Source organism: Agrobacterium tumefaciens, assembly GCF_005221325.1.
Classification (GTDB): Bacteria; Pseudomonadota; Alphaproteobacteria; order Rhizobiales; family Rhizobiaceae; genus Agrobacterium.
The window spans coordinates 513132-537311 of sequence record NZ_CP039888.1; the positions used below are offsets into that span (position 1 = coordinate 513132).

Consider the following 24180-nt stretch of genomic DNA (forward strand, 5'->3'; position numbering starts at 1 on the left):
TTTTGCGTCGTCTCTTGAGACGGGTAACATCGCCTATGTTCCCTGCAGCCGGAACATCCGTGCGAAAAACTGCTCGTCAGACAGGCGATGAAGCAGGGCGGCAATGACGGTGGTCGCGGCAATGGCGAAAACAAGCCGCCCGATGAGAACACCATAGACATCGGCGCCCAGCGACATCACCACGAGCGTGTCTTCAATCACGCTATGGGCAAAACCCATGAACACGCAGGACAGAAACACCTGGCGTGGGGAGATCGCCCCCGATTGCGCCTCGCGGATCAGGAAACCCGCGCCATAGGAAATCCCCAGAAATAGACCGATGGCGGTGAGATGTTCCGCCTCGCCGCGAATGCCGGCAAGACGCAGGAGCGGTGAAAGCGCCTTCATCATCAGCGCCAGCAGGCCGGTCACGCGAAGGATTTCAAGTCCGAACGACAAAGCGAGAAGGATGACCAGCATCCAGACCATGGTTTCCCCGAGACCGAGGAAATAGCCGGCCCAATCAGGCGTGGCGCTCATTGCAATCCAGGCAGGGTTCACCGGTGCCGACAACCATCCCGTCGCTTCCAGAAGCTGGTGCAGGAGAAACGCATAAAGCAGCCCGCCGCCGATGCGCAGTACCGTGGAAACGAGTATGCCCGGTCCCGCCCTGGCGATGATCTTCTGCTCGATGGGCAGGGCATGGGCAAAGAGGATGAGTGCGGAAAAAACGGTGATATCCGCAACGCTCAATGACGATGCGGGCACGAGCGTGAAGATGAGCGGCACCGCGCCCCATATGCCGACCAGCATCGCCGTCAGCCAGGCAAGACCGAGTTCCGGGGGAAGCCCGATGAGGCTCATGACGGGCGCAAAGGCAGGCGCCACCGCCTCGATTGCCCCCATTCTCGAAAAAACTTCGGTCAATATGGCGATCGGAACCGTGATCCGCACCAGCACCCAGTAAATTGCGAGCGTTTCCCGCGTTTTCTGCCTGATGGTTGCGAAAAATGGCATGTGAGGCTCCCTGAAACTTGTCCCTCTTCTCTAGGCTGAAGCCTTTCGCATTTGTGGTCAGAGATTGCATTATCTTGCAATTTTATTGCAAATACACTGAAGGGAGTTATGCTGCCGGCATGGATCGGATCGACCGGAAACTACTGAATATTCTGCAGGGTGACGCCTCGCGCACCAATGTGGACATGGCCGATGAGGTGGGGCTGTCGCCTTCCAGCTGCCTGCGCCGTCTGCAGCGCCTGCGTGCATCTGGCGTGATCGACCGCATTGTCGCGATCCTCAACCCCGCCAAGGCGGGACGCGTTCTCAAGGCGCTGGTGACGGTGGAGCTGAAACTGCATGGAGAGCAGCATATGCGCCGCTTTCTGGACATTGCGAGCGCCGAAGAGGCCGTATCCCACGCTTATGCGGTCACCGGCGCAACCGATGTCGTGCTGATGCTGCGGCTGCGCGACATGGAGGAATTCGACGCCCTGTGCGACCGGCTTTTCCGCGACCAGCACAATGTCGCGCGCTTCTTCACCATGGTTGTCATCAAGACGGCGAAAGAGGAAACGGCCATCAGGCTTTGAAACTGATGGCATTTCATCAGGGGAAGCGTTTGACCGTCTCCTTAAACCCAAGGAAAGCCGCATCGGGCTTTCGGAAAGGCAGTTTTCAGATGGCCTCTCGTGTTAAGTTAAGACTTCTGGATGGCGCCTATGGGGTGGCCCGGCTCGGTGCGGATGCATCCATTCCAGCCTGGGCCGATGGCGCAGGTTTTCTCAGCATCAGCCGGACTGACGACGAGCTTTCCATCGTCTGCCGTCAGGAACGGATCCCTGATGATGTTCGGGCCGATACCGGCTGGAACTGCCTCAAACTTCAGGGCCCGTTCGCCTTTGATGAGACGGGCATCGTGCTTTCGGTGATTGGACCGCTATCGACCAACGATATCGGAATATTCGTGGTTTCGACTTTCGATGGCGACCACCTGCTGGTGAAATCGAATGATCTGAAGAAAACGGTCGACCTGCTGGCAAATGCAGGGCATTCACTCCTTTAAAAATCCATTTCGCCACGAGGGCTTTTCTGAAGAGGTGCGTTTTGAACAGTGAAATCGAACTCCCGGTGCAAAAGCAGCTAGAGGCTTATAATGCCCGCGACATCGATGCATTTATGGCCTGGTGGGCGGATGATTGTCAGTACTACGCGTTCCCGGCGACGCTTCTGGCAGGAAACGCGGCCGAGATAAGAGAACGCCACATCGAGCGCTTCAAGGAGCCGGATCTCCATGGGAAACTGCTGACGCGCGTTACTGTCGGAAATGTCGTCATCGACCACGAAACGGTCACGCGGAACTTTCCGGAAGGAAAGGGAGAGATCGACGTTGCCTGCATCTATGAAGTCGAAAACGGCAAGATCGCCAAGGCGTGGTTCAAAATAGGCGAGCCGCGGATAGTGTCGCAAAAATCCTAGCGTGCGCAGAGGGCCCGCGCCTCGCGTGCGCGGCTTCTTCACGATCTATTTTGTCACGCGGCATGATCCGCCCGCATGGGATGCCAGACGGAAATATCCCGCGGCGCATCCAGAAGATCGGGCAGGGCATCGTGCCATGCCTGCCGATAGGGGCGGTGGATTTGAACGTCGATAACGTCCTGATGGTCGCTCCAGGTTTCGTGCAGCAGGAAGCGGTTCTCGTTTTCACCATCGCGGTGCAGGGTCGCGTTCACGAAGGTCTCTTCGTGTCGCATGGCGTCGAGCAGCGCGTTCAGCAATTCGAGAAAACGCTCGCGCTGGCCGGGGCGCACCTGAAAGCCGATGAGATAGGTGGTATGCACGGGGCTTACTCCTTGGTGCCTTGCATCAGTGCCGCGCGGGTTGCCGCATCGGCGGGATAGAAACACTCCAGCACCAGCTCCGACAGCGTCACATCCGTGGCGGTGCCGAAAACGGTGGTGGTTGAAATGAAGCTCAGAATAGCGCCCGAAGACGGATCACGAAGCTGGAGCGGTATCGCCAATGGATCGGCTCCGGCGGTATGGGCAGAAAGCTTCGGTGCGGGATAGGTCGCAAGCTCCGCATGCAGGCGGGAAAGCACGTCGTCTCCCGTCTCTTCCACCTGGCGTCTCAGCCGTTCCAGCAGGTGGTGTCGCCATTCGGCAAAATTGACGATGCGGGAGCTCAGGCCCTGCGGATGCAGGCTCAGCCGCAGCGCGTTCAGCGGCGGTTGAAGCAGCTCTGCGGAAACACCGGCAAGCAGCGATGTGATCGCATCATTGGCGAGAACCACGTTCCAGTGCCGGTCAACGGCAAGGGCGGGGAAGGGCATGTGGCCATGCACCACGTTTTCGACGGCTTGCCGGGCGGCCGCCATGTCAGGTGCATCCAGCGACCGTTCGGAATGAACAGGTGCATAACCCGCCGCCAGCATCAGCCGGTTGGCGGCGCGGGCCGGCATGGAAAGCTGATCCGCCAGCCTCACCAGCATTTCGCGACTGGGAGAGGATCGCCCGCTTTCCACAAAACTCAGATGGCGCGTGGATATTTCCGCCTCTAGCGCCAGATCGAGCTGGCTCAATCTGCGGCGGGCTCGCCATTCTTTCAGCACCTGGCCGACATGTTCTCGATGATGTGTCATGCCCAGCAGCCTAGCAGAAGATATCGCTAATACGATTACGTCAGAGGTAATTGTTCCGCTTCCCGACCCTCGGCATGCTCAGGCCGTCAACCCAAAGGAGCGCAATCATGACACAGCATCTCGCAATCGCCGAAACCTATCTCGCGGTCTGGAACGAGGAGGACGGCGAACGCCGCAAGCAGATGGTGAACAAGGCATGGGCCGAAACCGCCCGTTATATCGACCCCCTGATGCAGGGTGAGGGCCAGAACGGAATAGCCGCGATGATCGAGGCGGCGCGGCAGAAATTTCCGGGATATCGCTTCGTGCTGGCCGGCACCCCGGATGGACACGGCGATTTCACCCGTTTCTCATGGCGTCTGATTTCGCCTGACGGCGACGATGTCGCCGGCGGCACCGATGTCGTCAGCCGCGATGCCGAGGGAAGGATCGACAATGTCGTCGGTTTTCTTGATGGCGCGGCGGGATAAAAACGGTGACGAGAGGCGGGACCATCTACCCGCCTCCTTCACCTCAGGAAGCGAGCTTCAGCCGGCAAATCCCACACCGGCCTGACGTTGGCCGAGCGCATTGAACACGGTGGAAACGATGCCGGCCCGGTCAAGGCCGGCATTGGCATACATGGTCTCGGGCTTGGCCTGCTCCACCCACTGGTCGGGCAGGGTCAGCGTCCGGACCTTCGGGCCATGGTCGAGCAGGCCGGCGCTGGCCATGAAATGCAGCACATGCGCGCCGAAACCGCCAACAGAACCTTCCTCGATCGTCACCAGCACCTCATGATGGGCGGCGAGCTGGCGGATGAGGTCGAGATCGAGCGGCTTGGCGAAGCGCGCATCGGCAACCGTGGTGGAAAGGCCTGCGGCATCGAGATCTTCGGCGGCCGCAAGGCATTCCGCCAACCGGGTGCCGAAGGAGAGGAGGGCAACCTTGGTACCTTCCTTGATGATACGGCCTTTGCCGATTGCAAGAATCTCGCCGCGCGCGGGCATCTCGACGCCGACACCTTCGCCGCGCGGATAACGGAAGGAGATCGGGCCTTCGTCGTAAGCCGCTGCCGTGCGGACCATATGTTTCAGTTCCGCCTCGTCCGATGCAGCCATCACCACCATGCCGGGCAGGGTGGCAAGGAAAGTCGTGTCGAACGAACCGGCATGGGTCGGTCCATCGGCCCCGACAAAGCCGGCGCGGTCGATCGGGAAGCGCACGGGCAGGCTCTGGATGGCCACATCATGCACCAGCTGGTCGTAACCGCGTTGCAGGAAGGTGGAATAAAGCGCGCAGAACGGCTTATAACCGTCAGCCGCGAGCCCCGCCGCAAAGGTGACGGCATGCTGCTCGGCAATGCCGACATCGAAAGTGCGGGCCGGGAAAAGCTCGGCCATCTTGTCGAGGCCTGTGCCGTTCGGCATGGCGGCGGTGACGCCGATGATCTTGTCGTCGAGCGTGGCTTCCTGGATCAGCGCTTCGGCAAACACGCTGGTATAGCTCGGCGCGTTCGGCTTGGCTTTCGCCTGCGCACCGGTGATGACGTCGAATTTATTGACGCCGTGATATTTGTCGGCTGCGGCTTCCGCCGGCGCGTAACCCTTGCCCTTCTGCGTCACCACATGGATGAGGACGGGGCCCTTCTGATTGTCGCGCACATTGCGCAGCACGGGCAGCAGGTGATCGAAGGAATGGCCGTCGATCGGGCCGATGTGATAAAAGCCAAGCTCCTCGAACAGCGTGCCGCCGGTTACGTAACCGCGCGCATGGGTCACGGCGCGGGTAATGGCGCGGTCGATGGTCTTGCCGAGATAGGCGGTGAGTTTCTTGCCGAAATCACGGAAGCCCATATAGGTGCGGCCGGAGGCAAGACGCGCCAGATAAGCGCTCATTGCGCCCGTCGGCGGCGCAATCGACATGTCGTTGTCGTTGAGGATGACGATCAGCCGTGCATCGAGCGCACCGGCGTTGTTCAGCGCCTCGAAAGCCATGCCCGCTGACATCGAGCCGTCACCGATGACGGCGATCACCTTGCGGTCGCTGCCGTCAAGTCCCGCTGCCACGGCCATGCCGAGGCCGGCGGAAATGGAGGTGGAGGAATGGCCGGCGCCAAAATCGTCATAGTCGCTTTCGGCCCGCCGGGTGAAACCGGAAAGCCCGTTTTCCTGCCGTAGCGTGCGGATGCGCTCGCGGCGGCCGGTCAGGATCTTGTGCGGATAACATTGGTGGCCGACATCGAAGATCAGCCGGTCTTCCGGCGTATTGAAAACCTTGTGAATGGCAATCGTCAGTTCCACCACGCCGAGGCCGGCACCCAGATGGCCACCGGTCTTCGACACGGCGTCAATCATCTCGTCGCGCAGTTCCCGTGCCAGTTCCGGCAGGTCGCGATCATCGATCTCCTTGAGATCGGAGGGAAAATTCACCCGGTCGAGCAATGGTGTCTGTGGCATTCCGGTCAATCGTTCGGCCTTTTCTGGTGGTCCCCGAGGGGCATGCGAGAGCGTCTTCATCGTGAAAGCGGCGGGTCAGCCCTGCATGTCGTATACTTCTATAGAATTTCAACCTTCCGGCAAAGGGACAAACTCTTCTTCGTCGCCGGGAACGATATCGAAGCGTCCGGTTCTCCACTCCTGTTTGGCCTGTTCTATGCGTTCTTTTGATGACGAAACGAAGTTCCACCAGATGTAACGGCGCTGATTGAGGGCTGCCCCGCCAAAAATCATGATGTGACAGCCGTTGCTGCCGGCCTGCAGCGTGATGTCGTCACCCGGCCGGAAGACGAGCAGCTGGTCGGCGGCGAAAATATCGCCGGCCACATCGAGCGACCCGGACAGAATATAGATCGCCCGCTCCTCATGATCGGCGGAGAAGGGAAATTTTACGCCGGGTTCCAGTGAGAGATCGACATAAAGCGTATCGGTAAAGGCCGAAACCGGGGAGGTGAGGCCTTCGAATTCGCCGATCACCACCCGGCCGGTCGCGCCCTTGAGGTCGATCAACGGCATGTCTTCCTTCGCCGTGTGGGCAAAGGCCGGGGCGATTTCTTCCATATGGTCGGGCAGGGCAAGCCAGGTCTGCAGGCCGGACATGGAAAGCGGATGGCCACGCAGGTTTTCCGGCGTGCGCTCCGAATGCACGATGCCGCGCCCGGCCGTCATCAGGTTGATATCGCCGGGGCGGATGACGAGCTCGGTGCCGAGACTGTCGCGATGCTTGATTTCGCCGTCGAACAGATAGGTGACGGTGGAAAGCCCGATATGCGGATGCGGCTTCACATCCAGCGCCTCGCCCGCCTTCAGGATCGCCGGGCCCATACGGTCGAAAAAGATGAACGGCCCGACAAGCCGCCGCTGCCGTGTCGGCAGCGCGCGGCGCACGGCAAAGCCGCCAATATCGCTGGTTCGGGGAATGATCAGGTTCTCGATGGCATCGCAGGCAAAGGCGTCACCCGCGACGGGATCGTTACCGGGAAAGAAGGACATGGCTTGCTCCTCGTAGCGTTACACGAAAGCTTACCACGAACGGAATGTGGTGGGAGCGCCGGAATGGTGAACGTAGCGTCACACCGTTCAACAGGACGTGTTTATTCCCCGTCCAGCGGCTCCACACCCTGCGGCTTGCCCGCACGGTCGAGGCGAATCTTCTCGATCCGCTTCTCGGCGGCGTTCAGCAGCGTCTCGCAATGCTTCTTCAGGGCTTCGCCGCGCTCGTAGATGGCGATGGATTCATCCAGCGCCACGTCTCCGCGTTCCAGGCGTGCGACAATGCTTTCCAGCTCGGCGACGGCTTTTTCGAAAGAATAACCGCTGACATCGGCTGTGTTGGCATTTTCCGTCATGTTCAACCCTTCATCATTCTCAAAATATGCATGGCTGCCGATTCCGCCAGCCCTTCCAGATCATAACCGCCTTCCAGCAGGCTGACGACCCGGTTGGATGCGTATTTATCGGCCATTTCCAGAAGCCGGCCCGTTGCCCAGTCGAAATCCTCGCCGACAAGGTTGATCTGCGCCAGCGGATCGCGGTGATGCGCATCGAAACCGGCGGAGATGAGGATGAGGTCAGGCGAAAAATCGGCAATGGCCGGCAGCACGCGGGATTTGAACGCTTCGCGGAAATATTCGCTGCCGGTATTGGGCGAAAGCGGGGCGTTGACGATGTTGTTCTTCACACCGGTTTCGTTTTTATCGCCGCTCCACGGGTAAAGCGGCATCTGGTGGGTGGAACAGAACAGCACTGACGTATCGTTCCAGAAGATATCCTGCGTGCCGTTGCCGTGATGTACGTCCCAGTCGATGATGGCGATGCGCTCTGCACCATGCGCCTTCTGCGCATGGCGGGCGGCGATTGCCACATTGTTGAAGAGACAGAAGCCCATGGCCTTGGCGATTTCGGCATGGTGGCCGGGCGGACGGGCGGCGACGAAGACATTGTCGGCAGCGCCGGTAAACACGTCATCCACCGCTACCATGGCAGCACCGATGCCGGTCAGCGCAGCTTGCAGGCTTTTCGGCGAAACGTAAGTGTCGGACTCGATCCGGTTGATCTCGCCATCCTCTTCGGGGATCTGGCGCATGACGGCAAGGAGATGCTCTTCCGGATGCGCCAGAAGCACCGCATCCTCATTGGCCTGCGGCGCTTCCTTCCGTTCCAGCCGCGCGAAATTCGGGTGTTCAAGCGCGATATTCAATGACCGCAGGCGGTCCGGCCGCTCGGGGTGGCCGGAAGGCGTGATATGCTCAAGGAAGATCGGATGTTCGTAAAGACGGGTCGCCATTCTTTCCTCCTGGAGAAAGCTTGATCAGGCGCGCTGCGGCAGAAGCGGATAACCGGCCATGACGGCGCGGCCGGCAAGGGCTGCCAGTACGGCCTTTAGCGCATCGCCCGGAATGAACAGGAGCGAGCCCATGAAAGCCTTCTCAAAGCCAAGCCCGACGACCAGCGCCAGATAGGTGATGCCGAAAGCATAAAGCACGACAACGCCGCCGATCAGGCTGGCGATGAAGAAACCGACGCCCTGCGCCAGTGCCGACTGGCCGCGATGGACGAATTTTTCCGAAAGCGTGCCGGTGACGAAAACGGCTGCGATCCAGCCGATGAGGAAGCCCGTCGTCGGCGTGGTGAAGATGGAAAGACCGCCGCGTCCACCAGAAAGCACAGGAAGGCCGATGGCGGCAATCAGGATGGTCAGCAGAACCGCGAGCGTGCCGCGTTTTGCCCCCAGCACCACGCCGGCCAGCATGACGCCGAGCGACTGCGCGGTGATGGGCACCGGAATGAAACCGAGCGTGATCGGCGGCAGCAGCCCGAGTGCGATGATGATGGCGGAAAATAGCGAAATCAGCACAAGGTCGCGGGTCGTCATGGCGCTCAAAACTCCGGATGGTTATCTGGAGCCAAGCTTTGGCCTCTGAAACCGCGCGCGTCAATGGCGTCGGCAATGGCATCGGCATCCTTCAACGTCATAATGACGAGCGGCACGATGATGGTGGCCATCCCCACGGGCAGGCCGCGCGCCCGGTGCGCATCACCCACCGCATGGTAGCGGTTGACGATCTCCGGCACGAAACGCACGACGAGCCCGACCGCAAGCCCGATATCGGCGGCCTTCACCAGCCCCAGCCTTTCCAGCGGGGCGGCGGCAAGGGTGATCTCATCCATGAACTGCGAAATGCTGACGGTGATGGTGACGGCGGTGGCGAGAAACGCAAGCGCCGTCAGCCGCAGAAGATTGACGCTCGCATCCTGGGCCGGAAGCAGGAGGTAGCTGAAGGCGGCGACGAGGAAGATGGTCAGCATCACCGGCCGCAGCCGCAGGCCGGTTTCGCGGAGGGGAAGCCGTGTCTCACGCAGAATGATGGCGGCCAGACCCACGGCGCTTCCCAAAAGCAGCAGGTCGCGGGTGAGGAACAGCGCAATGCTGAAGCCCATGAGGGTCAGGAGCTTGATGCGTGGCGAAACGCGGTAGAGCCAGCCGGTGCCTTCGACATGCAACGACTTCATCGCGATGCCACCTCCAGATAGCGCGCCACCGCCTCTTCGGGGGCTGCATCGGCAACCAGCGCGCCACCGTGGAAAACCAGAACGCGATCGAAATCTTGAAGCAGCGGCAGGTCGTGGGTGATGACGATCAGCAACTGCGACAGCACCGCCATGGTTCTTTCCACCGTCGCGCGATTCCTGAGATCGAGTTGGTTGGTCGGCTCGTCGAGAATGAGGATTTGCGGTTCGGTGACCAGAAGCGCCGCAAGCGCCGCAAGCTGTAATTCGCCGCCGGAAAGCTCATGCGCGCGCCGGTCTTCCAGGTGAGCAATGCCGAGCCGGGCAAGGACTGCTTTGACCCTCGCGTCGGTTTCTGCCCTGCCGAGGCCGAGCCGCTTGAGACCGAAGGCGACGTCGTCGCGCACGATCGGCAGGATGATCTGGTTCTGTGGATTCTGGAAAATGAAGCCGACCGCCTGCAACACCGCCTTGGCATCCGCCACGGTGTCGAGCCCGTTGACCGTCACCTTGCCCTTGCTCGGCTTGGTCAGTCCGTTGATCAGCCTCGCGAAGGTGGTCTTGCCGGAGCCGTTGAGGCCGATCACACCGATGCGCCGCTCGGTCAATGACAAAGACAGCGGCTGCAAGGCCTGCCGACCTTCGAAAGCGACACCGGCGGCGTCGAAACGGATTTCCAAGCTTTTATCCTCGCGCTCGTTTCCGGTTCTATACCCCGTCATCAACAGAAGTAAAACAAGGAACAAAAAAAGAACATTGCAATCGCGAAAAAGCCGTTCTACCTTCGCGACCATGGCGATCAAGGTTTCGAACGAAGCGGCAAGGCGGATTTTTCTGGCACGGCAGGGGCTTTCCTCTCCGCCCGGCAAGGCGCTTTCCAAGAGCGACCTGCTGCAACTCATCACCGATATCGGTTTTGTGCAGGTGGACAGCATAGGCACGGTGGAGCGCGCCCACCACCAGATTATTTTTTCCCGCAACCAGACCTACAGGCGTGACCATCTGACCACGCTTTTGGAAAAGGACCGGGCTTTGTTCGAGCACTGGACACATGACGCTTCCATCGTGCCGACGGAATTTTATCCCTATTGGAAGCACCGCTTCCGCCGCCGCGAGCCGATCATTCAGGAGCGCTGGCGCAAATGGCATGGCGAGGGTTTCGACGCGGCCTTCGGCGAAACGCTGGAGCGCATCGCCGCCACCGGCCCTGTTCTGGCGCGGGAGCTGAAGGAGGAAGGGCACCAGTCCGGCGGCTGGTGGAACTGGCATCCGTCCAAGACGGCACTCGAATATCTCTGGCACACGGGCAAGCTTGCCATCGCCGGCCGCGTGAATTTCCAGAAGGTCTATGATCTGGCCGAACGGGTCATTCCCGGTGAGCATCACGAGACCGAGGTGGAACACGCCGAATTCGTCGACTGGGCCTGCCGCGAAGCGCTGAAGCGGCTGGGTTTCGCCACCCACGGCGAAATCGCCGCATTTTTCGATCTCGTCACCCCGCAGGAGGCGAGGGACTGGGTCAAAAACCATCGTGATGAACTCTGCGAGGTCTCGCTTCTTGCAAGCGATGGCGACACTGCTCGCCCGTCCTATGCCTTTGCCGATTTCACCGCCGACCTAACCGACGTTCCGGAACCCTCATCCCGCGTCCGCGTCCTCAGCCCCTTCGATCCGCTGTTACGCGATCGCAACCGCACGGAGCGGCTGTTCGGTTTTTATTACCGCATCGAGGTCTTTGTGCCGGAGCCGAAACGGCAATATGGCTATTATGTCTTCCCGCTTCTGGAGGGCGACCGCGTGATCGGTCGCATCGACATGAAGGCGGATCGCAAGCGCAGTACGCTGGATGTTCGTCGCCTCTGGCTGGAGCCCGGCGTACGCGCCTCCGCCGGTCGGCTGGAGAAGCTCGACGCGGAATTGTCGCGGCTTGCGAAATTCACGGGGGTGGAGAGCGTGAATTATCTGGAGGGCTGGCGGGAAGAGTAGGGAGTTTTTCGCACGGATGATTGCGAGACAGATACCTCCAGACACGACGTTTGCCGATCCGGGATACCGCATTGTCGCACGGCATTGCGGCATATTTCTTCTCCCCGCCGGGGAGAAGGTGGCCCGAAGGGTCGGATGAGGGGGGCGGCAGAGATATGCGGAGAGCTTGCTCCCTTATCCCGCTACCGCGGACTTCTCCCCCTCGGGGAGAAGAAACAAGCGGAACCTGCTCGCCTCAAAATCACCCGATATCCGTCGCGGAAATCTTGATGCCGAACCCTTCCAGCCCGACATAATGCCGCTCGCGTGTCGTCATCAGCTTGATCGAGCTGATGCCAAGGTCTTTCAGAATCTGTGCGCCGAGACCGATTTCCAGCCACTCATTCTCGCGCGAACGAGCCTGCGCATGCGCCTCATCGGGTTCGCGCGCCTTGCGCCGTCCGGAGACCTGGCCGACGCCGACGGAGCCTTCGCGCAGATAGACGATGACACCGCGGCCTTCCTCAGCAATCTTCTGCATATAATGCTGTACCGGCTGGCGGTCTCCGAACACGTCATCGGCGACGTTTTCCGGATGCAGGCGGACGGGAATATCGACGCCGTCCCTGATGTCACCGAAAATCACCGCCATATGCTGCATCGGATCCCAGGGCAGGGAATAGGTCTGCGCCTTGGCCGGTCCGAACGGCGTTTCGATGGTGAAGGAAGATTCCATCTCCACCAGCGTTTCCTTGCGCTGGCGATAAGCGATCAGATCGGCGACCGAAACATGCTTCATGCTGTGCTTTTCGGCGAAGTCCAGAACCTGCGGGCCGCGCATCACGCTGCCGTCGTCATTCACCAGCTCGCTGATGACGCCGATGGGCGGCAGTCCGGCGAGCTTGCAGAGATCGACCGCCGCTTCGGTATGGCCGGAGCGCATCAATACGCCACCCTCACGGGAAATCAGCGGGAAAATATGGCCCGGCCGGGTAAAATCGGACGCGCCGACATTGGGATTGGCGAGATTGCGCACCGTCAATGTACGGTCGTCGGCGGAAATGCCTGTCGTGGTGCCGTGCTTGAAATCGACGCTGACAGTAAAGGCCGTCGTGTGCGCGCTATCATTTTCCGCCACCATGGCATTGAGGTTCAGCCGCTTGGCTTCCTCGCGTGGCATGGGGGCGCAGACGATGCCTGACGTGTGGCGCACGATCAGCGCCATTTTTTCCGGCGTGCAGTGAACCGCCGAAATGATCAGGTCGCCTTCGTTCTCGCGGTCGTCATCATCGGTCACGACGACGATTTCGCCGGCTTCGAAAGCGCGGATGGCGTCGACAACGCGTTTCTGGTCATAGGCCATGGCGATATCCCCTCACTTCAGAGCAACGGTTCGTTGCTCTTTTTGTTTCTTTAGCGGATTGTCCGAAAACCGCTTCACACTTTTCGGTCCGCTAAAGCCGGCCGGTCTGGCCGCGGTCCCTCAGATAATGGTCGGCAACGGTGCAGGCGATCATCGCTTCACCGATCGGAACGGCGCGGATGCCGACGCAGGGGTCGTGGCGGCCCTTGGTGCGCACATCGACATTATTGCCGTCGGTATCGATGGACAGGCGTTCCGTCAGAATGGAGGAGGTCGGCTTGATGGCGAAGCGGGCGATAACTGGCTCGCCGGTTGCGATGCCGCCCAGAATGCCGCCGGCATGATTGGAGAGGAAAATCGGCTTGCCGTCATTGCCCATGCGCATCTGGTCGGCATTTTCTTCGCCGGAAAGCTCGGCCGAGGCAAAACCTTCGCCGATTTCCACACCCTTGACGGCGTTGATCGACATCAGGCTGGAGGCGATATCCTGATCGAGCTTGGCATAGATGGGCGCGCCGATGCCGGCCGGAACCCCTTCCGCCACCACTTCGACCACTGCGCCGATCGACGATCCCGACTTGCGGATGCCATCGAGATATTCTTCCCAGACGGGCACCATGGCCGGATCGGGGCAGAAGAACGGGTTCTGGTCGACCTGATCCCAATCCCAGTTGTCGCGGTTGATCTTGTGTTTGCCGATCTGCACCAGCGCGCCGCGCACATTGAGGCTGGGCACCACCTTGCGGGCGATTGCTCCGGCGGCGACGCGGGCTGCCGTTTCGCGTGCAGAGGAGCGTCCACCGCCGCGATAATCGCGAATGCCGTATTTTAGGTCATAGGTGAAGTCCGCATGGCCGGGACGGAAACTTTTGGCGATCTCACCGTAATCCTTGGAGCGCTGGTCGGTATTTTCGATCAGCATGGAAATCGGCGTGCCGGTCGTCGTCATCGTCTCGCCGTCCTGATCCAGCATCACGCCGGAAAGAACCTTCACGATGTCATCCTCGCGCCGCTGGGTCACGAAGCGGCTCTGGCCGGGCTTGCGCTTGTCCATCCAGTGCTGCACCTCGGCAAGGGTAAACCGGATGCCGGGCGGGCAACCATCCACCACACAGCCAAGTGCCGGCCCGTGGCTTTCACCCCAGGTGGTAACGCGAAAAAGATGACCGAAACTGTTATGCGACATAGTTCTCAAGACCGGAAACAGGGCGCCTGTGGACGGCGCCGTTTAAAACAAGCGGATTTGTCTTAGTGGAAAATCCGGGCAAGGCAAAAGCCTTTCTTTCATCGCAAACGGGATAAGAAGGTGACGTACCGTTCACGACTTGGGAAAGGATGAAAAACGACAGTCCCAGCCGTGGGCAGTGGAAAGTGATTCGACGGTATCGACGGGTTTTCCGAGGTGACGAAATTGTAAAAGAGCCGAGGTTTTCCACCTTAAACCGGAGTTTTCCAATATTGCCGGGAAATGCAGTGTAAAAATCACTAACGGCTTGAACAGGATTTGAAATCCGTTCATCAATTGGGCCGAAAATGTCATGGTTGCGGGCAATTTCCGCCACATTCGAAAGGCAATTCTTCATGCATGTAAGGTTTTCACGCAAATTAACGAAAGCTAGATCGATGCGTATGATGATTGCCGCCCTTCTGGCCGCCGCCAACCTCCTGATGCCCATCAACGGCTTCGCCCAGAGCGTCGACGTGGAAGGCACGATCAGCAAGATCGATGCGAATGGGCTGAGCATTACCCTCAATGACGGCAAGACCTATCGCGTGCCGGAAGAGTTCAATTTCGAAGGTTTGAAAACGGGCGTGAAGGTCGTGGTTTTCTACACGGAAGTGGATGGGAAACGCGTGGTCGACGATCTTCAGGTCGTTGAGTGAGGCTGCGATTGCGGCTTTGCCTGTGACGGGGTGAACCCCTGTAATCTTGTTCGGGAAGCACCAATATTTCCGTCATGCCGGACTTGTGTGGACGTAATATGGTTTACTGGAGCATTGGCCGGGATGCGCATCCCGGCCAATGCAGGCAGGAGGCCGTATTTCCGGACTGGTTGAAACAGCCGAGATCAAGCAAGGCCCTGCCTGCTCCCTTTGACCCCGAACGGTTGCTCGGGCTTTCGCCCGCACCACAAGCCTGGGAGCAAGGCCATGATACAGGAACTTCTCTTCGTCGGCATCGATGTTTCCAAAGCCCGCTTCGATATCGTTGTGCATCCTTCCGGCAAGTGCTGGAGTATAGGCAGTTCACCTGCACAGATCGCGGCTCTCATTGAGCGCCTTCAGGCGCTTGGACAGGTCATCGTTGGGCTGGAGGCATCTGGCGGTTACGAGCGCAGGCTGGCTGACAGTCTGCATGCGGCAGGCCTGAAGGTTTATATCCTGCCGCCCGCAAGGGTTCGCAACTTTGCCAGGGCCATGGGCCAGCTGGCAAAGACCGATAGGATCGACGCCGCCGTGATCGCCCGCTATCTGGCGACGGTACACAATAGTCTCACGCCCTATGAGCCAGACGCTGCCCGCAGCAGCCTCAGCGCTCTGGCGGCTCATAGACGCAGGCTGGTCGCCGAAAAGAGCGGCCTGACGAGCCAGCTCGATACCATCGAAGAGCCGCTGGTGCGTGAGATGCTGGAGGTGCGTCTGCGTACCATCGCCACTGATATCGCCACCCTCGACCGCGCCATGCGCGACCTGCTGAAGGCGACACCCGCCCTGCGAAAACGTCACGACAGGATGTGTGAGGTCACCGGTGTCGGCCCGATGCTAGCCACCGCGCTCCTTGCCGATCTGCCCGAACTTGGCACCGTTTCGTCAAAGGTCATCGCTGCCCTGGTCGGCGTCGCACCGCATGCGCGCCAATCCGGATCCTCCAACCGCCAGGGCAAATGCTCCGGCGGCCGCAAGCATCTGCGCGACATCGCCTACATGGCCGCCCTCAGTGCCATCAAGATAAAAGACCCGGTCCTCGGCGCTTTCTACCAGCGCCTGCGCAGCAAAGGAAAACCCTTCAAGCTGGCCATAGTCGCAACAATCCGAAAACTCGTCACGATCCTCAACGCCATCGCCAGAACAGACCCCGCGTTTAACTGAGCATCCACGGTTGCTTGATCCGGCATCCAGCCGACGCGTGTCTGCGCGGCGGGATGAGTCTTTTCAGTCCAAGGACTTGGGCTGGCTGGATTCTGGCTCAAGGCCGGAATGACGGGAGAGGGGGCGACCGATGCGCCTCATGAAATCCACTCCGCGCTATTCCCATCGATTTCGACCTTCAATATCTGGTCCTGCGGAATCTGCGTCCTCGACGCCTCATCCTTGTCCATGCCGGATACCAGACGGAAGATCGAGCGGATGACGCCGCCGTGGCACACGCAGACGGTTGGTCTTTCCACGGAGGAAAGCCATGCGCCGATGCGCCAGGAGAGGATTTCATAGCTTTCAGCGTCCTGGCCGGGGGGAATGAAGTCCCACTTGTTGGCCTTGCGCGCCTTCACCCGGTCGGGAAACTCTTTTTTGAGTTCCGGCAGGGTCTGCCCCTCCCAGTCGCCGAAGGACACTTCGATCAGGCGGTCGTCGGTGCGGTAGGCAAGGGGGTCGAGGCCCATCGCGTCGCGCATCAGTTCCATGGTCTCGCGCGTGCGCCCGAGCGGGCTTGCCACGTAATCGAAGTCCGTGGCCCGTTCGCCCAGAAGACGGGCGAGAAGCCTGCCATTGCCGACCGCCTGCTGGCGGCCGAAATCATTGAGCGGAATATCTTTCTGGCCCTGAAGCCGGCGTATCGCATTCCAGTCCGTTTGTCCGTGCCGGATCACATAGACGAGCAAGGCGATACCCCTGTTTCAGATGTTCGGCGCAGTCAGTCCTTGACCACCGAAATATCAGGCGCATCCACCGCTTTCATGCCGATGGTGTGATAACCGGAATCGACATGGTGGATTTCGCCGGTCACGGCGGTCGAAAGGTCGGACAGCAGGTAAAGCGCCGACTTGCCGACTTCCTCGATGGTAACGGTGCGCTTCAGCGGCGCATTATATTCGTTCCACTTCAGAATGTAACGGAAGTCGCCGATACCGGAAGCGGCAAGCGTCTTGATCGGGCCGGCGGAAACAGCATTGACGCGGATGCCGCGATTGCCGAGGTCGACGGCGAGATAACGCACGCTGGCTTCAAGAGCGGCCTTGGCCACGCCCATGACGTTGTAATTCGGCATGACCTTTTCTGCACCGTAATAGGTGAGCGTGATGATCGAGCCACCGTCATTCATGATCGGCTCCGCACGCTTGGCCACAGCAGCCAGCGAGAACACGGAAATATCCATGGTGCGGTTGAAGTTGTCGCGGCTGGTATCGAGATAACGGCCGGTCAGCTCATCCTTGTCGGAGAAAGCAATGGCGTGCACGACGAAGTCGATTTTGCCCCAGTGCTTTTCCAGCGAGGCAAAAACGGCGTCGATCGTTTCGAGATCGGTCACATCGCAATGGCCGGCCATGAAGGCGCCGAGTTCCTGCGCCAAGGGCTCGACGCGCTTCTTCAGCGCATCGCCCTGCCAGGTGAGTGCGAGTTCCGCGCCTGCATCCGCGCAGGCCTTGGCAATGCCCCAAGCGATTGAACGGTTATTGGCGACGCCCATGATGAGGCCGCGTTTGCCAGCCATGAGACCGGATGCCTGAGCCATTTTGTGCTCCCTAATACTTTTGATCGGCCCTGCCTATGGCATAGGCTGCAATCCTGTTCAAGATTGCCAAAGATCATCAACTGTTAGGGACCGTAACAAAGGGTGCTTTGTCCCGGCTATTCGCAAAACTTTCACAAATACAGGCCTTCACGCATGTGCCGCATCAGGTCGGTTACCTTCTCATCCGGCTTTTCGAGCAGGACGATGCGCAATTCGATGACGAGATCGCCTGAACCGCCCTTGCCATCTGCAAGGCCTTTGCCGGCAAGCCGCAGCACGCGGTCCGAGCCGGACCATGCCGGAATGGTGATATTTTCTTCGCCGAGCGGTGTCGCGACTTTCGCTTCGCAGCCGAGAACCGCGTCGCTGAGCGAGATCGGCAAGGTCGTGTGGATATCGAAGCCACGAAGGGAAAAGGCGTCATCCCGGGCGGCCAGCAAGGTCACGGCAAGATCACCGCGCGCCAGGTTGGGAAGCTTCAGCCCCTGTCCCTTCAGCCGCACAACGTGCCCGTCCGCCATGCCGGCTTCGAGCTGGAAGCGGATTTCGCGTTCGTCGGCAAGCTGCAGGGTGACCCACTTGTGTTCCAGAAGATCGGCGACCGTGACGGTAGCTTCCGCCGTTATATCAGGCACTTTTTCCGTGGCCGGTTGCGCGGGGCGGAAACGGCGTACGAGGGCGTTGAACAGATTGACGGCCAGCGAGGCGGGTGCGTTCCTGTCATCGCCGGCGCCGGGCTGGGCAGCGTCACCGGCGGCGGGTATATCGCCTTTTGCGGTGCTTGCCGCAGCCTTCACCGCGTCCGCAGCCTGCTGCACCTTGGGATCGTTCTGGGCGTCCGCACCAAAAATCCGCTCGACGATATCTTCGGCGGTTTCCGCCTTGGCGTCGGTTTTCTGGCCAGTCTGCGCCCGGTTGCGGGCATCCGCGCGGGCCAGTTCCTCCATCAGCTTTTCCGCGGCTTTAGCACGTTCGGCGGCCTCACGCGCGGCTTCCCGCTGCTGCATGATGGTTTCGCCACGCTGCTTCTTCTCCGCCGCTCTGCGGGCCTGATCGTAAAGATCGCGCTTTTTCGGGTCTTTCAGAAGATCGTAGGCCTGCCCGATCTCGGCGAATCGCGCCGAAGCATCGGGGTCGTCGCGATTGGCGTCCGGATGGACGGTTTTCGCCTTCGTGCGCCAGGCGGCCTTGATGTCCTCGTGGCGGGCGTCACGTTTCACACCGAGGATAGAATAAGGATCGCGCATGCGAAACACCAGTTACGTTGGCTCAGTCTGCCGCCGCTCATGGCGCAATCCTGAAACTAACCCCTCCGAAAAGGGATGCCCGCGATCATTCGCCTGCACGCCCTCGGTTTAATCAACGCCGACTGTTGCAATAAGTTGCTAATCACTCCTTTACGGAGGGAGCGTGCCGAGCCCGGGCCGGTTCTATTCCATATGGCAGGGTAAACAGATTATTTCTGCTCGAAGCGGGTCATCAACCATTCGCCGGTTTCCGACAGGCAGGCCTGTCCGGCATAGCTCGCAACACCCTCGAAGGAGTGGCGTGTCGTCTTGAAATCGCGGCAGACGAAACCGCTGGACTTGTCTTCATGAATGGCGGTGACCACGCCGGCGCTGCCGGTTGCGGCATTGGCCCAGGGCAGGGGCTGGTCGGCAAGCTTGGCGAGATCGGCTGAGGTTACCGCGTTGCGAATGGTCGCATCATCGGTCTGGGAGCCGTTGTTCTGCTGGTTGGGAACGGAAGCCGTTGAAAGCGAGCGATCGACCTTGTCGCCGCCGAACAGGTCGAGGCTGACGCAACCGCTCAGCACCACAAGCATTGACACGACGGCGGAAACTTCCGCTACCGACGAAAGGAGGCTCTTTGTTCGACTGTTCGACTTTGCTATGACGGTCACCATCTTTCGCCAGAGATCATCTCTGGGGTCCAAATCAGCTCGGGAGCATTTTAGTCAATATGTCGGAAACGGGGTTAACATCCAGTGACTTCACGGAAGAAAATGAACCGTTCACGCTTTTTGCCGAATGGCTGAAGGATGCGACGGCTTCCGAAATCAACGATCCTAACGCGGTTGCGCTTGCAACCGTGGACGAAAACGGCCTGCCGAATGTGCGCATGGTGCTGCTGAAAGGTGTCGATGACCGCGGCTTCGTTTTCTACACGAATTTCGAAAGCCAGAAGGGTCAGGAGATCCTCGGCCAGAAAAAAGCGGCCATGTGTTTCCACTGGAAGAGCCTGCGCAGGCAGGTGCGCCTGCGCGGCGAGGTCGAGATCGTCAGCGACGAGGAGGCGGATGCCTATTACGCCTCGCGCCCGCGCGGCAGCCGCATTGGCGCCTGGGCTTCCAAACAGTCACGGCCGCTGGAAGGCCGTTTCGCGCTGGAAAAAGCGGTGGCCGAATATACCGCCAGATATGCGATCGGCGAAATTCCACGCCCGTCCTACTGGTCCGGTTTCCGCATCCGCCCCGTCAGCATCGAATTCTGGCACGACCGCAAGTTCCGCCTGCACGACCGCGTCGAATTCCGCCGCGAGACGCCGGATGAAGCGTGGTCCAAGGTCCGCATGTACCCTTAAAGGCCTTCAGGGCAGGCCATCGTGGCCTGCCTATTTCAGCAGCGAATCAAACAGCGGCAGGCCGATCACGGCGGAAATGGCGATCAACCCGTAGCAGATGCGCCGGAACGCCGCTTCGTCGGCAAGCCCATGCAATCGCGCGCCGGCATAAAGGCCCACCGCGTAAAAGGGCAAGGCCAGCAGGAAAAACACAAAGACATCGACGGTGAACAGGCCGCTGACAAAATAGCTGGCGATGGAAAACACCGTCGAAACCGCGAAATAAAGAATGACATTGGCGCGCACGAAAGCGCCTTTCAACGCCCCGCCCAGCCAATAGGCGACAACGGGCGGGCCGCCCAGTTGCGCAGCCCCCGAAAACAATCCGGCCAGAAGCCCGGTAAAGAGGGTGAGCGGTGTTTTCGGCCGGCCGCTGTAACGCCAGCCGGACAGCAGAAACAACAACAGCACGACGACCACCGCAGAGATGATCCAGCGCAGGGTCAAGGGATCGCCCTTTGAAAGCAGCAGGGTTCCAAGCGGTACGCCGACAAAAGCGCCGGCCGCCATGGTGAAGACCTCGCGCCGGTCCGCCATGCGAAAGGCGGGCGGAATCATGCCGAGCGTCAGGACGCCGTCCACGACAAGCAGCACCGCCGAGGCGATACGCGGGCCGACAATGGCGCTCGCAAGCGGAATGAAGATGAGCGCTGCACCAAAACCGGAAAAACCACGGGCAAGGCCGGCAAGGCACGCGGCCCCCGCAAACATGGCAAGCAGCATGGGACTATGCGCGGTGATGAGCGCAGAGAAGAAATCGAGATGGGACATGGGTGACAGCACGGTTTCGAATACCTGTTCCTATCGCGCCCGCAGGCGTCTGGCGCATAAGTTTCCGTTCAAGGTCGCAAAACATCCTTTCGGATCGACGCGGACGGAGAATCGTGGTTAGAGTTGTAGTGCACGAACAAAGGATGAACAAATGCTTGCTGCCATGATGAACCAGTTCGAAGAGGCCTCGCAAAAATATGCCGGTGAAAACGGGATCATCCGCGACCCGGACTGGTACATGCTGAAGCTTCAGGAGGAAGTTGGCGAGGTCACGCAGGCCTGGAACCGATTGACGGGTCGGGGGCGCAACAAAGACAGGAGCAAAGAGGAGATGAAGCGGGATCTGGCCGACGAAACTGCCGATCTTCTCGGCCATGTGCTGCTGCTGGCGCATTATAACGGTCTCGATATCCAGGGAGCCATCGAGCGAAAATGGCATTTCAAGGCGGCGGTCTGACGGTCTCCCGAAAAGGCTGTGCGACCTGCAGCAGGCCCGCCACCGCATGCAGATCGCTCGAGACGGCGATGCACTTCTCCCGCATTTCCTCGGTCGGCGGTGCGACATCCGGCACCATGATGGTCATCATGCCAGCCGACGTTGCCGAGCGGACGCCGGAATAGGAATCCTCCAGCGCAAGGCAGCGTTGCGGCTCAAGGCCAAGGCGTTTTGCGGCGGTGAGATAGGGCATCGGCGCAGGCTTCGGCTCGGTGTAATCGCCGCGTGCGACGATGGTGTCAAAGCGCTTGAGAAGATCGTAAGGGCCGAGATGGCGTGTGACCGAATCGTGCCGCGATGAGGTGGCGATGGCACGGCGGATATGAAGCCGGTCAAGGAGATCGAGGATTTCGACGACGCCGGGTTTCAGCGCCACTCCATCAGCCATCATCAGGCCAAGATGCCGGAGCCAGGCATCCCGAAAGGCCTCCATCGGAAAATCCGCGCCGTAATCGGCAAAGATGGTGCCGGTAATGACATCCCACGGACTACCGCAAACCTTCTGATAGGTCTCGACCTTCATGCCATGGCCCCCTTCCTCAGAAGCCGCCAGAAATGAATCGCGATAAAGCGCCTCGCTTTCGATCAGCAATCCGTCCATGTCGAAAACAACCGCGTGCGGCAGAAAAGGCAGCATGGTCGCTCAACCGAACCGGAAAGGGCGTTCACCGAGGCTTTCGAACGGGCGGATCAGATACCCATCCGGATCGGCGACGATGAATTGCCGGTTGCCCACTTCGACCGTACCGCGCCTGTACCATTTTTCCTCCGGCGCCAGCACGAGACCGATCGAAGATCGCTCCAGCCGGTAAAGAACGGGTTGCAGGGAAGGAACGGCGAGCTGCAGGTTCATGCCGCGGCCAAACGGTGTGTCGAGCGAAGCATGGCCCGCCACGAAGGTCCGGGTCGCGCCGATCTGGTCGATCATCAGCTGCGCATCACCCAGCGCCAGATAGGCGAAACCCTCTTCGGGGCGCTCATAAACCACATGAAAACCGATCAGATCGCAATAAAATGCGCGGCTCTTCTGCCAGTCGCTGACGGCAAGCTCGGGAACGAGGGCATTTCGTATGATGGCCAGGGTCTCCTTTGTCACGCAGGCCCGGCGATGGGATGGGTGGCCCGCCATAAGCGATGATATTATCGTCTTCCCCGCGGCACGCCAGAGGAAACCTCATCATGGCAGCCATGTGTGAGGTTGTGGGGTGGGACGCTGCGGGGAGGATTGTCGCCGCGCCTGCGACACTGAACTACGCCTTCGTACCACCCACGGTGATCTGGTCCATGCGCAGATGCGGCTGGCCGACCCCGACCGGCACCCATTGCCCGGCCTTGCCGCAATTGCCGATGCCGGTATCCAGCTTGGAATCATTACCGATCATCGAGACGCGCTTCATCGCATCCGGCCCGTTGCCGATCAGCATCGCGCCCTTCACCGGCGCACCGATCTTGCCGTTCTCGATGAGGTAGGCCTCGGTGCAGCCGAATACGAATTTGCCTGAGGTGATGTCCACCTGGCCGCCGCCGAAGGAAACGGCGTAGATGCCCTTCTTTACGGAAGCGATGATCTCTTCCGGCGTCTTGTCGCCTGAGAGCATGTAGGTATTGGTCATGCGCGGCATCGGCACATAGGCATAACCCTGGCGGCGACCGTTGCCGGTCGCTTTCGCGCCCATCAGCCGGGCGTTCTGGCGGTCCTGCATATAGCCCACCAGCCTGCCATTCTCGATCAGCACATTATAGGCCGAGGGCGTGCCCTCGTCATCGATGGTCAGCGAACCGCGGCGGCTGTCGATGGTGCCGTCATCCACGACGGTCACGCCGGGGGCGGCCACCATCTCGCCCATCAGGCCGGCAAAGGCGGATGTCTTCTTGCGGTTGAAATCGCCTTCCAGACCGTGGCCGACTGCCTCATGCAGCATCACACCTGGCCAGCCGGAGCCGAGCACGACATCCATGGTACCGGCCGGCGCATCGATGGCGGTGAGGTTGACGAGCGCCTGCCGCAGCGCTTCATCTGCGCCGCGCTGCCAGTTTTCCGTGGTAATGAAATCGCCGAAACCGACGCGGCCGCCAATGCCATAGGAGCCGCTTTCCTGCCGGTCGCCTTCGCCCGCCACCACGGAGATGTTGATGCGGGTCATGGGGCGGATGTCACTCACCCGATGGCCATCGGCGCGCAGAATATCCACCACCTGCCAGCTTGCGGAAATCGTCGCCGTCACCTGCCGGACGTTTGGGTCCTTATCACGCAGATAGGCGTCGATATCGGTGAGAAGTTTCACCTTTTCCTCAAAGCTCGGGCTGCCGATCGGGTTCTCATCGCCGTAAAGCTTCTTGTTGGTGCGTTGCGGGGCGGCGGCATAGGAGCCGGAATAACCTCTGGTGACAGCGCCGACAGCATCCGAAGCGCGCTTCAGCGCACCTTCAGAAAGCTCGCCGGCATGGGCATAACCCACCGTCTCGCCGGCAACGGCGCGCAGGCCAAAACCCTGGTCGGTGTTGAAGGACCCGCCTTTCAGGCGGCCATTGTCGAAGGTCAGCGATTCTGCCTGGGCATGTTCAATGAAAAGCTCGCCATCATCGGCCCCGGCAAGCGCCTCGCCAACGAGCTTGCGCAATTGCGTTTCATCGCAATCGAAGAGTTTTACAAGGTCGTCGGTCATGGGAGGCTCCAAACTGAATAGT

30 protein-coding genes are annotated in these 24180 nt (G+C 60.1%); 9 read left to right on the forward strand and 21 right to left on the reverse strand.

What is annotated here, in order from left to right; genetic code table 11:
• Positions 1 to 33: 33 nt before the first annotated feature.
• The gene (locus CFBP5499_RS02670; RefSeq protein WP_080825787.1) at positions 34 to 996 is read right to left on the reverse strand and encodes a nucleoside recognition domain-containing protein; all 963 of its coding nucleotides are present in this window, start codon (positions 994 to 996) and stop codon (positions 34 to 36) included.
• A gap of 119 nt (positions 997 to 1115) precedes the next feature.
• Between CFBP5499_RS02670 and CFBP5499_RS02675 the strand changes: the two genes are divergently transcribed.
• From CFBP5499_RS02675 to CFBP5499_RS02685, 3 genes are all read left to right on the forward strand, one after another.
• The gene (locus CFBP5499_RS02675) at positions 1116 to 1568 is read left to right on the forward strand and encodes an Lrp/AsnC family transcriptional regulator (RefSeq protein ID WP_035214491.1); all 453 of its coding nucleotides are present in this window, start codon (positions 1116 to 1118) and stop codon (positions 1566 to 1568) included.
• 89 nt (positions 1569 to 1657) lie between these two features.
• The gene (locus CFBP5499_RS02680; RefSeq protein WP_080825785.1) at positions 1658 to 2041 is read left to right on the forward strand and encodes an ACT domain-containing protein; all 384 of its coding nucleotides are present in this window, start codon (positions 1658 to 1660) and stop codon (positions 2039 to 2041) included.
• Between the two features lie 41 nt (positions 2042 to 2082).
• Entirely contained in the window at positions 2083 to 2454 is a 372-nt protein-coding gene (locus CFBP5499_RS02685; protein ID WP_080825782.1) for a nuclear transport factor 2 family protein, read from the forward strand.
• A gap of 53 nt (positions 2455 to 2507) precedes the next feature.
• Here the strand turns inward: CFBP5499_RS02685 and CFBP5499_RS02690 are convergent, their stop codons facing one another.
• Positions 2508 to 2816 carry a putative quinol monooxygenase gene (locus tag CFBP5499_RS02690; protein WP_080825780.1) on the reverse strand — a complete coding sequence of 103 codons (309 nt, stop codon included), beginning with the start codon at positions 2814 to 2816 and terminating at the stop codon, positions 2508 to 2510.
• Positions 2817 to 2821: 5 nt separating this feature from the next.
• Positions 2822 to 3616 carry a helix-turn-helix domain-containing protein gene (locus CFBP5499_RS02695; RefSeq protein ID WP_080825777.1) on the reverse strand — a complete coding sequence of 265 codons (795 nt, stop codon included), beginning with the start codon at positions 3614 to 3616 and terminating at the stop codon, positions 2822 to 2824.
• 107 nt (positions 3617 to 3723) lie between these two features.
• Here CFBP5499_RS02695 and CFBP5499_RS02700 point away from each other — a divergent pair, with 107 nt between their 5' ends.
• Positions 3724 to 4086: a nuclear transport factor 2 family protein gene (locus CFBP5499_RS02700; protein ID WP_080825775.1), complete on the forward strand. Its 363-nt coding sequence runs from the start codon at positions 3724 to 3726 to the stop codon at positions 4084 to 4086.
• 57 nt (positions 4087 to 4143) lie between these two features.
• On the opposite strand, the gene dxs is transcribed toward CFBP5499_RS02700, so the two are convergent.
• The 7 genes from dxs to CFBP5499_RS02735 all read right to left on the reverse strand — a co-directional run bounded on the left by dxs (position 4144) and on the right by CFBP5499_RS02735 (position 10283).
• Positions 4144 to 6063, reverse strand: a complete 1920-nt coding sequence (dxs, locus tag CFBP5499_RS02705; RefSeq protein ID WP_080825772.1) for a 1-deoxy-D-xylulose-5-phosphate synthase — start codon at positions 6061 to 6063, stop codon at positions 4144 to 4146.
• 99 nt (positions 6064 to 6162) lie between these two features.
• Positions 6163 to 7086: a pirin family protein gene (locus CFBP5499_RS02710; RefSeq protein WP_080825770.1), complete on the reverse strand. Its 924-nt coding sequence runs from the start codon at positions 7084 to 7086 to the stop codon at positions 6163 to 6165.
• 101 nt (positions 7087 to 7187) lie between these two features.
• Entirely contained in the window at positions 7188 to 7442 is a 255-nt protein-coding gene (locus tag CFBP5499_RS02715) for an exodeoxyribonuclease VII small subunit (protein WP_003503059.1), read from the reverse strand.
• A 2-nt stretch (positions 7443 to 7444) separates the two neighbouring features.
• Entirely contained in the window at positions 7445 to 8380 is a 936-nt protein-coding gene (locus CFBP5499_RS02720) for a histone deacetylase family protein (protein WP_080825767.1), read from the reverse strand.
• A gap of 24 nt (positions 8381 to 8404) precedes the next feature.
• Positions 8405 to 8968 (reverse strand): biotin transporter BioY, encoded by a 564-nt coding sequence (locus tag CFBP5499_RS02725; protein ID WP_080825765.1) that lies wholly within the window; start codon positions 8966 to 8968, stop codon positions 8405 to 8407.
• Between the two features lie 5 nt (positions 8969 to 8973).
• Positions 8974 to 9606 carry an energy-coupling factor transporter transmembrane component T family protein gene (locus tag CFBP5499_RS02730; RefSeq protein ID WP_080825763.1) on the reverse strand — a complete coding sequence of 211 codons (633 nt, stop codon included), beginning with the start codon at positions 9604 to 9606 and terminating at the stop codon, positions 8974 to 8976.
• Positions 9603 to 10283 (reverse strand): energy-coupling factor ABC transporter ATP-binding protein, encoded by a 681-nt coding sequence (locus CFBP5499_RS02735; RefSeq protein WP_080827444.1) that lies wholly within the window; start codon positions 10281 to 10283, stop codon positions 9603 to 9605. Before CFBP5499_RS02735 ends, CFBP5499_RS02730 begins: the two co-directional genes overlap by 4 nt.
• A gap of 112 nt (positions 10284 to 10395) precedes the next feature.
• On the opposite strand from CFBP5499_RS02735, the gene CFBP5499_RS02740 reads away from it, so the two are divergent.
• Entirely contained in the window at positions 10396 to 11589 is a 1194-nt protein-coding gene (locus CFBP5499_RS02740; protein WP_080825762.1) for a winged helix-turn-helix domain-containing protein, read from the forward strand.
• A gap of 241 nt (positions 11590 to 11830) precedes the next feature.
• Here the strand turns inward: CFBP5499_RS02740 and ribB are convergent, their stop codons facing one another.
• The 3 genes from ribB to CFBP5499_RS29865 form a co-directional block, all read right to left on the reverse strand.
• Positions 11831 to 12931 (reverse strand): 3,4-dihydroxy-2-butanone-4-phosphate synthase, encoded by a 1101-nt coding sequence (ribB, locus tag CFBP5499_RS02745; RefSeq protein ID WP_080825758.1) that lies wholly within the window; start codon positions 12929 to 12931, stop codon positions 11831 to 11833.
• Positions 12932 to 13022: 91 nt separating this feature from the next.
• Positions 13023 to 14117 (reverse strand): chorismate synthase, encoded by a 1095-nt coding sequence (gene aroC, locus CFBP5499_RS02750; RefSeq protein ID WP_137066231.1) that lies wholly within the window; start codon positions 14115 to 14117, stop codon positions 13023 to 13025.
• Positions 14107 to 14514: a hypothetical protein gene (locus tag CFBP5499_RS29865; protein WP_175416592.1), complete on the reverse strand. Its 408-nt coding sequence runs from the start codon at positions 14512 to 14514 to the stop codon at positions 14107 to 14109. Before CFBP5499_RS29865 ends, aroC begins: the two co-directional genes overlap by 11 nt.
• Positions 14515 to 14554: 40 nt before the next feature.
• Here CFBP5499_RS29865 and CFBP5499_RS02755 point away from each other — a divergent pair, with 40 nt between their 5' ends.
• Together CFBP5499_RS02755 and CFBP5499_RS02760 are read left to right on the forward strand one after the other, a co-directional pair.
• The gene (locus tag CFBP5499_RS02755; protein ID WP_175416593.1) at positions 14555 to 14815 is read left to right on the forward strand and encodes a DUF1344 domain-containing protein; all 261 of its coding nucleotides are present in this window, start codon (positions 14555 to 14557) and stop codon (positions 14813 to 14815) included.
• Between the two features lie 267 nt (positions 14816 to 15082).
• Entirely contained in the window at positions 15083 to 16021 is a 939-nt protein-coding gene (locus CFBP5499_RS02760; protein WP_080825206.1) for an IS110 family transposase, read from the forward strand.
• A 137-nt stretch (positions 16022 to 16158) separates the two neighbouring features.
• Here the strand turns inward: CFBP5499_RS02760 and CFBP5499_RS02765 are convergent, their stop codons facing one another.
• The 4 genes from CFBP5499_RS02765 to CFBP5499_RS02780 form a co-directional block, all read right to left on the reverse strand.
• Complete coding sequence (locus tag CFBP5499_RS02765) at positions 16159 to 16752, reverse strand: histidine phosphatase family protein (RefSeq protein WP_080825753.1); 594 nt, start codon at positions 16750 to 16752, stop codon at positions 16159 to 16161.
• Between the two features lie 32 nt (positions 16753 to 16784).
• Positions 16785 to 17603 carry an enoyl-ACP reductase FabI gene (gene fabI / locus CFBP5499_RS02770; RefSeq protein ID WP_080825751.1) on the reverse strand — a complete coding sequence of 273 codons (819 nt, stop codon included), beginning with the start codon at positions 17601 to 17603 and terminating at the stop codon, positions 16785 to 16787.
• A gap of 131 nt (positions 17604 to 17734) precedes the next feature.
• Positions 17735 to 18850, reverse strand: a complete 1116-nt coding sequence (locus tag CFBP5499_RS02775) for a DnaJ C-terminal domain-containing protein (RefSeq protein WP_080825749.1) — start codon at positions 18848 to 18850, stop codon at positions 17735 to 17737.
• A 209-nt stretch (positions 18851 to 19059) separates the two neighbouring features.
• Positions 19060 to 19428: an RT0821/Lpp0805 family surface protein gene (locus CFBP5499_RS02780; RefSeq protein WP_173986548.1), complete on the reverse strand. Its 369-nt coding sequence runs from the start codon at positions 19426 to 19428 to the stop codon at positions 19060 to 19062.
• A gap of 137 nt (positions 19429 to 19565) precedes the next feature.
• Here CFBP5499_RS02780 and pdxH point away from each other — a divergent pair, with 137 nt between their 5' ends.
• Entirely contained in the window at positions 19566 to 20186 is a 621-nt protein-coding gene (gene pdxH / locus CFBP5499_RS02785) for a pyridoxamine 5'-phosphate oxidase (RefSeq protein WP_080825745.1), read from the forward strand.
• Positions 20187 to 20216: 30 nt separating this feature from the next.
• Here the strand turns inward: pdxH and CFBP5499_RS02790 are convergent, their stop codons facing one another.
• Positions 20217 to 20996: a sulfite exporter TauE/SafE family protein gene (locus CFBP5499_RS02790; protein WP_175416594.1), complete on the reverse strand. Its 780-nt coding sequence runs from the start codon at positions 20994 to 20996 to the stop codon at positions 20217 to 20219.
• A gap of 151 nt (positions 20997 to 21147) precedes the next feature.
• Between CFBP5499_RS02790 and CFBP5499_RS02795 the strand changes: the two genes are divergently transcribed.
• Positions 21148 to 21453 (forward strand): MazG nucleotide pyrophosphohydrolase domain-containing protein, encoded by a 306-nt coding sequence (locus CFBP5499_RS02795; protein WP_080825743.1) that lies wholly within the window; start codon positions 21148 to 21150, stop codon positions 21451 to 21453.
• Here CFBP5499_RS02795 and CFBP5499_RS02800 read toward each other — a convergent pair.
• The 3 genes from CFBP5499_RS02800 to tldD all read right to left on the reverse strand — a co-directional run bounded on the left by CFBP5499_RS02800 (position 21437) and on the right by tldD (position 24158).
• Complete coding sequence (locus CFBP5499_RS02800) at positions 21437 to 22129, reverse strand: HAD family hydrolase (protein WP_080825740.1); 693 nt, start codon at positions 22127 to 22129, stop codon at positions 21437 to 21439. The two genes, CFBP5499_RS02795 and CFBP5499_RS02800, sit on opposite strands and share 17 nt — an antisense overlap.
• Positions 22130 to 22135: 6 nt before the next feature.
• The gene (locus CFBP5499_RS02805; RefSeq protein WP_080827442.1) at positions 22136 to 22573 is read right to left on the reverse strand and encodes a bleomycin resistance protein; all 438 of its coding nucleotides are present in this window, start codon (positions 22571 to 22573) and stop codon (positions 22136 to 22138) included.
• 169 nt (positions 22574 to 22742) lie between these two features.
• Positions 22743 to 24158: a metalloprotease TldD gene (tldD, locus tag CFBP5499_RS02810; protein ID WP_137066233.1), complete on the reverse strand. Its 1416-nt coding sequence runs from the start codon at positions 24156 to 24158 to the stop codon at positions 22743 to 22745.
• Positions 24159 to 24180 lie beyond the last annotated feature (22 nt).

Coding starts and splice junctions, on each gene's coding strand:
- CFBP5499_RS02670 (WP_080825787.1), bottom strand. CDS start 996: ATGCCATTTTTCGCAACCATCAGGCAGAAAACGCGGGAAACGCTCGCA.
- CFBP5499_RS02675 (WP_035214491.1), top strand. CDS start 1,116: ATGGATCGGATCGACCGGAAACTACTGAATATTCTGCAGGGTGACGCC.
- CFBP5499_RS02680 (WP_080825785.1), top strand. CDS start 1,658: ATGGCCTCTCGTGTTAAGTTAAGACTTCTGGATGGCGCCTATGGGGTG.
- CFBP5499_RS02695 (WP_080825777.1), bottom strand. CDS start 3,616: ATGACACATCATCGAGAACATGTCGGCCAGGTGCTGAAAGAATGGCGA.
- CFBP5499_RS02700 (WP_080825775.1), top strand. CDS start 3,724: ATGACACAGCATCTCGCAATCGCCGAAACCTATCTCGCGGTCTGGAAC.
- CFBP5499_RS02710 (WP_080825770.1), bottom strand. CDS start 7,086: ATGTCCTTCTTTCCCGGTAACGATCCCGTCGCGGGTGACGCCTTTGCC.
- CFBP5499_RS02715 (WP_003503059.1), bottom strand. CDS start 7,442: ATGACGGAAAATGCCAACACAGCCGATGTCAGCGGTTATTCTTTCGAA.
- CFBP5499_RS02720 (WP_080825767.1), bottom strand. CDS start 8,380: ATGGCGACCCGTCTTTACGAACATCCGATCTTCCTTGAGCATATCACG.
- CFBP5499_RS02725 (WP_080825765.1), bottom strand. CDS start 8,968: ATGACGACCCGCGACCTTGTGCTGATTTCGCTATTTTCCGCCATCATC.
- CFBP5499_RS02730 (WP_080825763.1), bottom strand. CDS start 9,606: ATGAAGTCGTTGCATGTCGAAGGCACCGGCTGGCTCTACCGCGTTTCG.
- CFBP5499_RS02740 (WP_080825762.1), top strand. CDS start 10,396: ATGGCGATCAAGGTTTCGAACGAAGCGGCAAGGCGGATTTTTCTGGCA.
- ribB (WP_080825758.1), bottom strand. CDS start 12,931: ATGGCCTATGACCAGAAACGCGTTGTCGACGCCATCCGCGCTTTCGAA.
- aroC (WP_137066231.1), bottom strand. CDS start 14,117: ATGTCGCATAACAGTTTCGGTCATCTTTTTCGCGTTACCACCTGGGGT.
- CFBP5499_RS29865 (WP_175416592.1), bottom strand. CDS start 14,514: ATGAAGAATTGCCTTTCGAATGTGGCGGAAATTGCCCGCAACCATGAC.
- CFBP5499_RS02755 (WP_175416593.1), top strand. CDS start 14,555: ATGCGTATGATGATTGCCGCCCTTCTGGCCGCCGCCAACCTCCTGATG.
- CFBP5499_RS02760 (WP_080825206.1), top strand. CDS start 15,083: ATGATACAGGAACTTCTCTTCGTCGGCATCGATGTTTCCAAAGCCCGC.
- fabI (WP_080825751.1), bottom strand. CDS start 17,603: ATGGCTCAGGCATCCGGTCTCATGGCTGGCAAACGCGGCCTCATCATG.
- CFBP5499_RS02775 (WP_080825749.1), bottom strand. CDS start 18,850: ATGCGCGATCCTTATTCTATCCTCGGTGTGAAACGTGACGCCCGCCAC.
- CFBP5499_RS02780 (WP_173986548.1), bottom strand. CDS start 19,428: ATGCTTGTGGTGCTGAGCGGTTGCGTCAGCCTCGACCTGTTCGGCGGC.
- pdxH (WP_080825745.1), top strand. CDS start 19,566: ATGTCGGAAACGGGGTTAACATCCAGTGACTTCACGGAAGAAAATGAA.
- CFBP5499_RS02790 (WP_175416594.1), bottom strand. CDS start 20,996: ATGTCCCATCTCGATTTCTTCTCTGCGCTCATCACCGCGCATAGTCCC.
- CFBP5499_RS02795 (WP_080825743.1), top strand. CDS start 21,148: ATGCTTGCTGCCATGATGAACCAGTTCGAAGAGGCCTCGCAAAAATAT.
- CFBP5499_RS02800 (WP_080825740.1), bottom strand. CDS start 22,129: ATGCTGCCTTTTCTGCCGCACGCGGTTGTTTTCGACATGGACGGATTG.
- tldD (WP_137066233.1), bottom strand. CDS start 24,158: ATGACCGACGACCTTGTAAAACTCTTCGATTGCGATGAAACGCAATTG.